At 36.4% G+C, this 9,760-nt stretch carries 9 protein-coding genes; 7 read left to right on the forward strand and 2 right to left on the reverse strand.

All coding sequences use genetic code 11. The features are described from left to right. The first annotated feature begins 199 nt into the window (after positions 1-199). The 6 genes from FFR48_RS21295 (at position 200) to FFR48_RS21325 (ending at position 5,789) form a co-directional block, all read left to right on the forward strand. On the forward strand, positions 200-1,099 hold the full coding sequence (locus FFR48_RS21295; protein WP_137668760.1) for a S1 RNA-binding domain-containing protein: 900 nt from the start codon (positions 200-202) through the stop codon (positions 1,097-1,099). Between the two features lie 120 nt (positions 1,100-1,219). Next, positions 1,220-3,463, forward strand: a complete 2,244-nt coding sequence (locus tag FFR48_RS21300) for an FdhF/YdeP family oxidoreductase (RefSeq protein WP_137668761.1) — start codon at positions 1,220-1,222, stop codon at positions 3,461-3,463. A 293-nt stretch (positions 3,464-3,756) separates the two neighbouring features. Next, positions 3,757-4,332 carry a Uma2 family endonuclease gene (locus FFR48_RS21310; RefSeq protein WP_137668762.1) on the forward strand — a complete coding sequence of 192 codons (576 nt, stop codon included), beginning with the start codon at positions 3,757-3,759 and terminating at the stop codon, positions 4,330-4,332. An 87-nt stretch (positions 4,333-4,419) separates the two neighbouring features. Continuing rightward, positions 4,420-4,644, forward strand: coding sequence for a FitA-like ribbon-helix-helix domain-containing protein (locus FFR48_RS21315; RefSeq protein WP_096570058.1), 225 nt, complete (start codon positions 4,420-4,422; stop codon positions 4,642-4,644). Beyond that, on the forward strand, positions 4,644-5,036 hold the full coding sequence (locus FFR48_RS21320; protein ID WP_137668763.1) for a type II toxin-antitoxin system VapC family toxin: 393 nt from the start codon (positions 4,644-4,646) through the stop codon (positions 5,034-5,036). The genes FFR48_RS21315 and FFR48_RS21320 overlap by 1 nt, the downstream gene beginning before the upstream one ends. A 42-nt stretch (positions 5,037-5,078) precedes the next feature. Beyond that, complete coding sequence (locus FFR48_RS21325) at positions 5,079-5,789, forward strand: Uma2 family endonuclease (RefSeq protein WP_137668764.1); 711 nt, start codon at positions 5,079-5,081, stop codon at positions 5,787-5,789. A 292-nt stretch (positions 5,790-6,081) separates the two neighbouring features. On the opposite strand, the gene FFR48_RS21330 is transcribed toward FFR48_RS21325, so the two are convergent. Beyond that, entirely contained in the window at positions 6,082-8,256 is a 2,175-nt protein-coding gene (locus FFR48_RS21330; RefSeq protein WP_137668765.1) for a DEAD/DEAH box helicase, read from the reverse strand. Between the two features lie 243 nt (positions 8,257-8,499). Next, positions 8,500-8,766, reverse strand: coding sequence for a hypothetical protein (locus FFR48_RS21335; protein ID WP_137668766.1), 267 nt, complete (start codon positions 8,764-8,766; stop codon positions 8,500-8,502). Between the two features lie 158 nt (positions 8,767-8,924). On the opposite strand from FFR48_RS21335, the gene FFR48_RS21340 reads away from it, so the two are divergent. After that, on the forward strand, positions 8,925-9,632 hold the full coding sequence (locus tag FFR48_RS21340) for a Uma2 family endonuclease (RefSeq protein ID WP_137668767.1): 708 nt from the start codon (positions 8,925-8,927) through the stop codon (positions 9,630-9,632). The last annotated feature ends 128 nt before the right edge of the window (positions 9,633-9,760 follow it).

Here is a 9,760-nt window from a genome sequence, read left to right on the forward strand (position 1 = left end):
TCTCACTGGCGATTGTAAATTCATAACTGTTGCCTGACGTTTTGAGACCTGAGACTGGTGACTGGTGACTGGGGACTGGGGACTGGGTACTAAAAGAACTTTACCAATTACCAATTACCAATTACCAATTACCAATTACCAATTACCAATTACCAATTACCCATTACCAATTTTTCATAACAATTAATCTTCAAAAAACATGAATTCCGAATCAAAACTTTCTCAAACAGCCAATTCGTCTTTTTCAATGGACGATTTTGCCAAAGCACTGGAAAAACACGATTACCAATTTCAAAAGGGACAAGTTGTACATGGTAAGGTGTTTCAACTTGACCATGATGGCGCTTATGTTGATATTGGTGGTAAGTCGTCTGCTTTCTTACCGCGAGATGAGGCTTCGTTGAGAGCAGTAACTGATTTATCGGAAGTGTTACCGATGAATGAGGAACTAGAGTTTTTGATTATCCGGGAACAAGATGCGGAAGGTCAAGTTACTCTTTCTCGCAAGCAGTTGGAAATTCAGCACATTTGGGAAAAATTATCCCAAATGCAGGAAAGTTCCCAAACAGTACCAGTGCGGGTAATCGGTGTCAATAAAGGTGGTGTTAACGTTGAAGTTCTTTCCCTGCGGGGTTTTATTCCGCGATCGCATCTAGCCGAACGTGATAATTTAGAAGCACTTAAAGGTCAAACTCTCACCGCTGGTTTTTTAGAAGTGGACCGCAATAACAAAAAACTGATTCTTTCCCAACGTTTAGCCGCTCGTTCTAGCAACTTTAGTTTATTAGAAATTGGTCAATTAGTCGAAGGCAAAGTTACAGGTATCAAGCCTTTTGGTGTATTTGTAGATTTAGATGGTGTTAGCGCCTTACTTCACATTAAACAAGTCAGCCAAAAATTTATTGACTCTTTAGAAAAAGTCTTTCAAATAGGTCAGCAAGTTAAAGCTGTAATTATTGACTTAGATGAAGGTAAAGGTCGAGTCGCTATTTCTACTAGAGTATTAGAAAACTACCCCGGTGAAGTTGTAGAAAACTTTGCAGAAGTCATGAACTCCGCAGAAGCCCGTGCTAACAGAGCAGCGAATAAAGCAGAATAGGTGATGGGTGATGGGTGATGGGTGATGGGTGAAATTATCGTTAATCTCCTGACTCCCAACTCCCAACTCCCAACTTCTTGATCTCCCAACTCCTTGATCTCCCAACTCCTTGATCTCCTTATGGATAAATTACCTGAAAGCAAGTCTCAGCTATCATCAGGCGGTGGTTTACCAGTGATTCAATACTGGGTAGAACAAACATTAACACCCCAAGGGTTAAAATTATGGCAAACCCTGAATCATAAAAGCGCCTGTTTATCCTGTGCATGGGGTACGGGTGGACAAAAAGGGGGTTTTGTTAATGAAGGGGGAGAATATTTACAACGTTGTGCTAAAAGTGTAGAGGCTATATCAGCCGAATTGCAACCAGGAATAAAACCAGAATTTTTCCAACAATATAATATTAATGAATTACAAAAACTGACTTCTCAAGAATGCGATCGCTTAGGTAGATTAACTTATCCTCTGATTCTCAGATTCGGATCTTCCCATTATCAACGCATTAGCTGGGAAGAAGTTTATCAAATTGCAGCACAAGCTTTTAGTATAACACCAGAAAGAATCGCTAGTTATAGTTCTGGACGTTCATCAAATGAAGCTGCTTATTTATTACAATTGTTAATGCGATCGCTAGGTAGTAACAATCTAGCCGACTGTTCCGATTTATGTCACGCCCCCTCAACAGTAGGCTTAAAAAAAGTTTTCGGTTCAGGTACATCAATGGTAAGTTTAGAAAACCTCAAACACAGTGATTGTGTAGTATTAATAGGTTCTAACGCACCAGCAAACCACCCCAGATTAATGAACGAATTAATCAAATTGCGGGACAGAGGTGGTAAAGTAATTATTATTAACCCCCAAATAGAAATCGGTTTAGTTAAATTTGCCTCCCCTGCATTTCCCATCAAATCATTACTCACAGGTGGTTCAGATATCTCAACCTTATATTTACAACCTATTCCCGGTAGTGATGTAGCCTTATTTGTAGGGTTACAAAAATCATTAATTGAGCAGAATTTAGTTAACAGAGAATATCTGCAATCCTATACAACAAACTGGGCAGAAATTGTAGAATATGCAAATAACACAACCTGGGAAAATATCACCCAAACTTGCGGTTTATCTTATGAAGAAATCACCGCTACCGCTTCTTTAATCGGTAAATCATCAAAAGTAGTTTTTGCTTGGGCGATGGGTGTAACCCAACAAGAAAACGGAGTTGATAACATATTAAGTATAGCAAATACCGCCTTAATTACAGGAAACGCGGGTAAAATTGGATCAGGAACAATGCCCATTAGAGGACATTCAAACGTCCAAGGATTTGGATCAATGGGTGTAACTATTCACTTGCAAGAAGAAATCAAACAAGCACTATCAAAATTATTAGGAAAACCTCTCAGCGAAACACCAGGTTATCATACCCGTGATTTAATAGCAGCAGCAGAAAATAGTCAAGTAGATACTCTCTTTTGTTTAGGTGGTAATTTGTATGCAGCAAACCCTGATTTACAACAAGCAAAACAAGCATTATCGCAAATAGAAACCATATTTTATGTATCTACCAAACCCAACTTAGGACATTTTCACGGACTAGGAAAAAACCAAACATTAATATTACCAGTTTTCAATCGTTTTGAAAATCCCCATAAAACCACAACAGAATCAGGTAATAACTTTGTGAGGTTAAATGATGAAGGTAAAAGTCATTTACAACCCCATAATTCTCATTTGATTTCCGAAATAGAATTGATCACAGAAATTGCCTATCGTCTACATGGGGAAAATCCAATTAATTGGCGAAAATTGCAAGATACTGTTTATATCAGAGAACTAATTGCTAAAACCATACCTGGTTATCAAAAAATAGGAGAAATTGATAAAAACAAAGAAGAATTTACCATTGAAGGGCGAATTTTTGCAGAACCGAAATTTAAAACCCCTGATGGTAAAGCCCAGATGTTTGTAACACCCTTACCCCAATTATTAACACCTAAAAAATCAGATTTTGGCATTGAGGAAAATCAGGCAGGAATTGTATTGATATTAGGAACAGGGCGAAGTTATGGACAACATAACACCGTAGTTTATAAACAAGAAGATAAATATAGAAATATGCCCCATCGTCATTGTATTTTGATGAATAATTTGGATATTAAAAAAGCAGGATTTCACCCACATCAACGAGTGAAGGTTAAAGGAGATGGGGGAGAATTAGAGGATATAGAAATTATTTCTGGTGCAATTCGTGAAGGGGTGGCTTTTATGTTTTATCCTGAAGCAAATATATTATTTAAGGGGAAAATTGATCCGAAAAGTGGCACACCTGCATATAAAAGAGTTCCGGTTTTTGTTTATCAATAAAATCTCGTTTCCTGTTTTCAGATTTTTTATGTCTCACGCAGAGGCGCAGAGAACGCAGAGAAATGAGGGTTTAAGATATACTTGGAGAAGATATATTTTTTCTTCTAATTTCTAGACTTTTATTTCTGTTACCTGTCACCTGTCACCTGTTATAATCTTAAAAACTCTATCAGTAGTGGATAAAGTAGAGAAAACTATGGTTGAGCAACTTTTAATCCAGGATATTGATCATTGTGATATACCGGATACCAACCTGCTAGTTACAGAAGATGATACACAAACGGGTTATTTGTATGGTTACTAATACTTTGACATTAAACTTAAATAGTGTTGATCTTACCGATGATCAATTTTATCAACTATGTCAAAAAAACAGTGATTTAAAATTTGAACGCACAGCAAAAGGAGATTTAATTATTATGCCACCAGTGGGGGGAGAAAGCGGGAATCGAGAAGCAGAAATGATTGCCGATTTAGTTTTCTGGAATCGTCAAACAAAATTGGGTTATACTTTTAGTTCTTCGACTATATTCAAATTACCAAATGGGGGCGATCGCTCTCCTGATGCTGCTTGGATTAAAAAAGAACATTGGGAAGCATTAACCCCGGAACAAAAACGCAAGTTTCCTCCCATTGCACCAGATTTTGTGATTGAATTAAGATCAGCAACAGATAATATAGAAACTCTGCGTTCTAAAATGCAAGAATATATGGATGCAGGGGTAAAATTAGGATGGTTGATCAATCCTCAACAACAACAGGTAGAAATTTATCGTTTAGGAAAAGATGTAGAAATCAGAAATTTACTCACTGAGTTATTAGGTGAAGAGATATTACCTGGATTTATTTTGAATTTAGATTGTTATTAACATTTATTTGTAAGGTAATTTTTTATCAAGGTAATTTTAAATTTAACTATGATCGGGTAGTAGACTAGCACGACCAAAGGAGTATCTATGGCAACAATTACTATTCGCAATATCTCTGATGAGTTAGTGGAGCGCATTAAACGTTTAGCAGCACAAAAGGGGGTTTCTATGGAGCAAGAAGTCCGCGATTTGTTGCAAAAACGCTATGGACAAAGAGATGAAGTGCTTACTCGTATTCGTCAACGGGCGGAAGTGTTACCAATGGAAGCGGAAAGTCGGGTACAGTCTTGGAAGTCAGAAGGAAGACTGTGATGGTGATTGATACGATGGTATTTGCTTATGCCCTCTTGCGCGTAGAGGACAAGTATGAACAGGCGATCGCTGCTTTAGAATCTGTAGATCAAATTATCGTACCTGATTCGTTGTTTGCTGAGTTGGGTAATGTGATTTGGCAATGGATACAATTTCGACAATTACCATTGCAAATAGGTTTAGATTCCATGCTGGATGCTGAGGCATTAGTTGATGTGATAATTTCCAGTTCTCAAATTCGGGATATTGCTTTAAAACTAGCAGTGGAATCAAGTCATTCCTTCTATGATACGTTATTTGTAGCAGCAGCAATTCAATCTGATACTCAGGTACTGACCTATGATCGAAAACTAGCCACTAAATTTGGCCATTACGTTCTCTTGTTGGAATAAGTTAGGATCAGTTAATAGAGTCCTCAAATAGTGGATAAAATCATGGTTGAGCAAGTTTTAATCAAGGATATTGATAATTGCGACGTACCAGATGCCAATTTGCTAGTTACAGAAGATGATACACCAGTGGATAATCTCGCATCTGCCAAACAACAACGTTTATTAGTCGGTTCTCTTTACAGTGCTTTGCAAAATCAGGTTTTTTTAGCTGAAGCTAATGTTGGTGTCTACCATACCTATGGTGAACCTGCCATAGTTCCCGATGTATTTGTGAGTTTTGATGTAGAAACACCGCAAAATTGGTGGGAAAAACAAAATCGTTGTTATCTGGTTTGGAAATTTGGTAAAACCCCAGAAGTAGTGATAGAAATAGTTTCTAATCAAAATGGTGAGGAATTAGATAAAAAGCTAAAAATTTATGAAAAAATGCGGGTTTATCATTATGTCGTCTATGATCCTAATCTAAACTTAGGAGACAAAGTTTTAAGAGTTTATAGTCTCAAAGCCAGACGATATGTAGAAACTACAAATAATTGGTTAGAAGAAATTGGTTTAGGTTTAACTTTATGGGAGGGAGAATTTGAAGGTAGGAATGATACTTGGTTACGTTGGTGTGATCAAGATGATAATGTTTTAATGACTGGTGATGAAAGAGCAAAACAGGAAAAACAACGGGCTGAAAATGCTGAACAACGCGCTCAATTATTAGCAGAAAGATTGAGAGCTTTAGGTGTAGATCCTGATAGTATTTAATCAATATTTTATATGATCTCGTTCCCAGTCTCCAGACTGGGAATGCTATCAGGAGTCTCTGACTCCGGTTAAATATCATTTTTAATATTGAGATTAATCGAATAACAGCAAACTGCTATCATCATAATTGGCTTATATGGGAATAAGAAATAAAGACAAACGAACCACTCCAGACGCAGAGAAAGCAGAGAAATAAAATAAAAATAGTCGGTTAAAACCGACTTGAGCTTTTAGACAGGGAATTTATTCCCTGTCGTCTATCCCTGTCATCCATTCCCTGTCTTATAAAATATCAATCCCCATCCCCAATATCCCGCTTAGGCGGACGCTTATAAGCAAAGGTAAAACTCTCACCACTAGCAATGACTTTCCGCATCTCATCATACATGGGATAATTACCTACACCACTTAAATTTGCCCAACCCCGCGCCCTCGTTAACGCAACAAACAACTGGTTACGAAAACTTACATCACTTTCATTCCGTGCAACGTGATCAAAACCTACCACATAAACCATATCTGCTTCATGGCCTTTTGCGCGAGTAATACGAGAAACCGTCACCCCACCATCACACCAAAATTTATCAGGATCATTATTGGGATATTGGGGAACTAAATCATTTAATTTTAAAGCAGTGGGAATATAAACATCAATGTCCTGTTCCATTAAAAAACTTGCAACAGATGTTTCTAACTCCATTACTTCCAAAGGTGAACCTAAAACTAAAACCAAAATATCCCGACTGGGGTTAAGTCCATCATGGACAATATTGTGCATTATCTTTTCTGATAAAGCAGTCATTTCTGCTTCACGAGAAGAAAAAGTTTCAAATTCTAAAACCGGTTCTCCCCACAGTTCAGGAATAGGGTTTGGTGAAAATTGAGGTTTTCTAGTAATAGTAATTGGTTGACCAACTCGGCGAAAATCTCCTTTTACTTCATAACCAATTCTATGCCAATCTTCTTTATTTGTAATTCCTGTTAACATTCCTTCAGGACGTAATAAACCCATTCCCATTGCATGAGCAGCAGTTAAAATTTGCCCGGGTGTGCGATAACAACGACGCATTACTTCAGAACGTTTAATACCTCCAGAATATAGAGGTTGTTTATTCAATAAATTACTTAATTTTTCCCCAAAAACTTCCTTAGCTTTAGGAACTACTAAACTATCTAAACTTTGCGCTTCATCATAAGCCCAAATTAATCTTTTTTCTTCGGTTTTATCTTCACTTACTGGTTTTAATGCTTGATAAGCTAACCAATAAATTGCTTGTTTATCTTCATATTTTAAATCATCATCTGCTACTAAATCTTGACCTTCATCTATCAAAATTGCATCAAACATTGGTTCAATTTTGATTTCTTCTAAAAGTCGTTTACTTAAATCTATTAACCCCCGGTTTGGTTGTCTTTCCTTAGTATTCTGGACTGTTCCCGGTCTTTTTCCGTGATATTCACAAATGGTACTGTATAAACCAGGTTGTTCTTTTGCACCCCAAGCATGAAGTACCTGTAATTTTAAATTTGTTTTGGGATCATAGTGCATTTCTCCACAACTAAAACGCCGTATCCATTGATCCAATAAACCAATCATTAAATCATATAAGGAACGGGTAAAAAATACTAAGGCAATATCCCAATCTGGATGTTTCAAGTGCATACTTGCGGCTTTTTGACAGAGTAAAACTGTTTTTCCTGAACCTGCAATACCGCGAATACGTTGGGGACCGGGAGGAATTTCTTTACCGATATGTTCCTGTTGTAAATCTATTTCATAGAGTTTTTCTCGTAAACTGTCAATAACAGCAGAACGGGTTTTTCCTATAGTTGCAACTCGTTCACGGGGAGGTTTACGCAATACAGGAGTACCGCCAACTACCGAAAGTAATAATTCCCAATCTTTATCTTCGATATTTTCACCAGGAATGATAATATTAGCTTGGTTAATGCGTTCTATTAAACCAGCTTTACCTAATTGATCTTGAAAAATAATTGGCGGAATATCGGGTAATTCATGAAAACCTTTTTCTTGCCATTGTTGTGATGTAATATGCGGTAAAGCAATGATCGCTCTACCGTTAATTTTTCTCCAAAGTGCAGCTTCTCTATCACTATAGGATATGATTGATCGCAGTTGATGTTCTACAATTTGATAGGGATTGATTTCGGTAACGTCACTATTTTGCAATTGCCAAGTTTGCCTGTTAATATTAGTAATCTGGTCAATATTTAGAGATTGAACAGCAATGACTAATACTCCAAATTCTCGATCAACTATTAATATATCCGGTTCTTTTCTGGTTTCTCCTACTTTGAAAAAAATAGGATACCGCCAATATCCAATGCAGTTTCTATCTGCAAATGCACCCCGTACAGCATCCCATACTTTCTGCTCTCCGTCTTGATTTTTTATAGCTTCGGTAGTGATAAATTTGCTACCCTGTTCTTCGATGCCTACAGCCATTTGTTTTACCTGTATAAGATGGTTAATACTGTTAAGCTAACACTATCTATAGCTTGTGAACAGTGAGATTATACGGATATGGGTTTTTCCGTATTTTTAACTATAAATTTACGGGTTTTCTCAAAAAAATGTGACTTTGTGTAAGTTACTGTCAGTACAATATTGATCAGAACATAGTCAGAACATAGTCAGAACATAGGTTGATGCATACACTGGTATCTAGTACAAATTTGAAAGTATTCGTCATCTATCTCTATCTTCTCTAATCATTTCTGTACTATCTCGCAACTTAAAATCTGCTGGATTTGAACGACGAATATTTTGGGTTTCTTCTAATAATTTCAAAATTTTAGTACATCTTCCTGATTCTATTTGCTGTTGTTCTATTTCTAATGCTGTTTGTAAAAGTAGTACAATTTGAGATTCTATAGAGTTATGTTCAGCCTTAGCTAGTTTTACTATTTGTTGATATAATTCATCGGGTAAATTGATATTGTCAAGAGAAGTCATTCTGAAAAATCCTCAAGTTATTATTTTTTATTGTTAATGATTATAACATAAATACTCTACACTCACATCTATTTGTTTTGTTATATTTTTTATTTTCATTTTTATTTTTACTTTATTTATGTTAAAATCAACATATTATAGTTATAGTGAAGACGATTATGTTAAATTACGATTTGCGTCAATGTCTTCCATCTTCTGCGGAACTTCCTGACTCTGATGATACTCCAGTGGATAACGAATTACAAAACCTAATTCCTAATTTATTAGAAGCAATTTTAGCTTTAGTTTGGCAAAATAGAAATGATTGGTTTTTTGGTGTGGATATGGGTATTTACTATGCACCAAGTAAACCACCTTTAGTTCCTGATGGTTTTTTGAGTTTGGGTGTAGAACGTTTTATTGGTGAGGAAGGAAGGTTAAGTTATGTACTGTGGGAAGAAGATAATATTCCCCCTATTTTTGCTTTAGAAGTTGTGTCTAAAACCTACGGGGGCGAATATGAAAGAAAGAAAATTGACTATGCAAAGTTAGGAATTTTATATTATGCAATTTATGTCCCTAATCGTCAAGGTCGGCGAAAACGTCAACCTTTGGAGATTTATAAATTAGAAAATCATCAATATATTTTACAACCTCAAGGGCAGTTATGGATGCCAGAAATTGGTTTAGCTTTAGGAAGAGAAAGGGGTACTTATTTAGGGAGAAATAGAGAATGGTTATACTGGTATAATCAACAAGGTGAAAGGTTGCTAACTCCTGAAGAGTTTGCACAACGAGAAAAACAACGTGCAGATCAGGAAAGATTAAAAGCGGAAAGGTTAGCGCATAAATTACGAGAATTAGGAGTTAACCCAGATGATATTTAATTAGGGTTTGCTGAAAAAGTCGAAAAAAACCTTGAGGAGAATTGAGTGGGTAGTCAAGCAGAAATAAAGATAAGTTTTTGTTGTCTAAACTTCACTAAAACATCAATTTCACTAATGAGCCAAGGGAA

This window comes from Sphaerospermopsis reniformis (genome assembly GCF_005402885.1).
Classification (GTDB): Bacteria; Cyanobacteriota; Cyanobacteriia; order Cyanobacteriales; family Nostocaceae; genus Sphaerospermopsis; species Sphaerospermopsis kisseleviana.

Excerpts from the sequence above, each read along its gene's own strand:
- FFR48_RS21335 (WP_137668766.1), bottom strand. The coding sequence starts at position 8,766 with ATGACTTCTCTTGACAATATCAATTTACCCGATGAATTATATCAACAA.
- FFR48_RS21320 (WP_137668763.1), top strand. The coding sequence starts at position 4,644 with ATGGTGATTGATACGATGGTATTTGCTTATGCCCTCTTGCGCGTAGAG.
- FFR48_RS21325 (WP_137668764.1), top strand. The coding sequence starts at position 5,079 with ATGGTTGAGCAAGTTTTAATCAAGGATATTGATAATTGCGACGTACCA.
- FFR48_RS21295 (WP_137668760.1), top strand. The coding sequence starts at position 200 with ATGAATTCCGAATCAAAACTTTCTCAAACAGCCAATTCGTCTTTTTCA.
- FFR48_RS21340 (WP_137668767.1), top strand. The coding sequence starts at position 8,925 with ATGTTAAATTACGATTTGCGTCAATGTCTTCCATCTTCTGCGGAACTT.
- FFR48_RS21310 (WP_137668762.1), top strand. The coding sequence starts at position 3,757 with ATGGTTACTAATACTTTGACATTAAACTTAAATAGTGTTGATCTTACC.
- FFR48_RS21330 (WP_137668765.1), bottom strand. The coding sequence starts at position 8,256 with ATGGCTGTAGGCATCGAAGAACAGGGTAGCAAATTTATCACTACCGAA.
- FFR48_RS21300 (WP_137668761.1), top strand. The coding sequence starts at position 1,220 with ATGGATAAATTACCTGAAAGCAAGTCTCAGCTATCATCAGGCGGTGGT.
- FFR48_RS21315 (WP_096570058.1), top strand. The coding sequence starts at position 4,420 with ATGGCAACAATTACTATTCGCAATATCTCTGATGAGTTAGTGGAGCGC.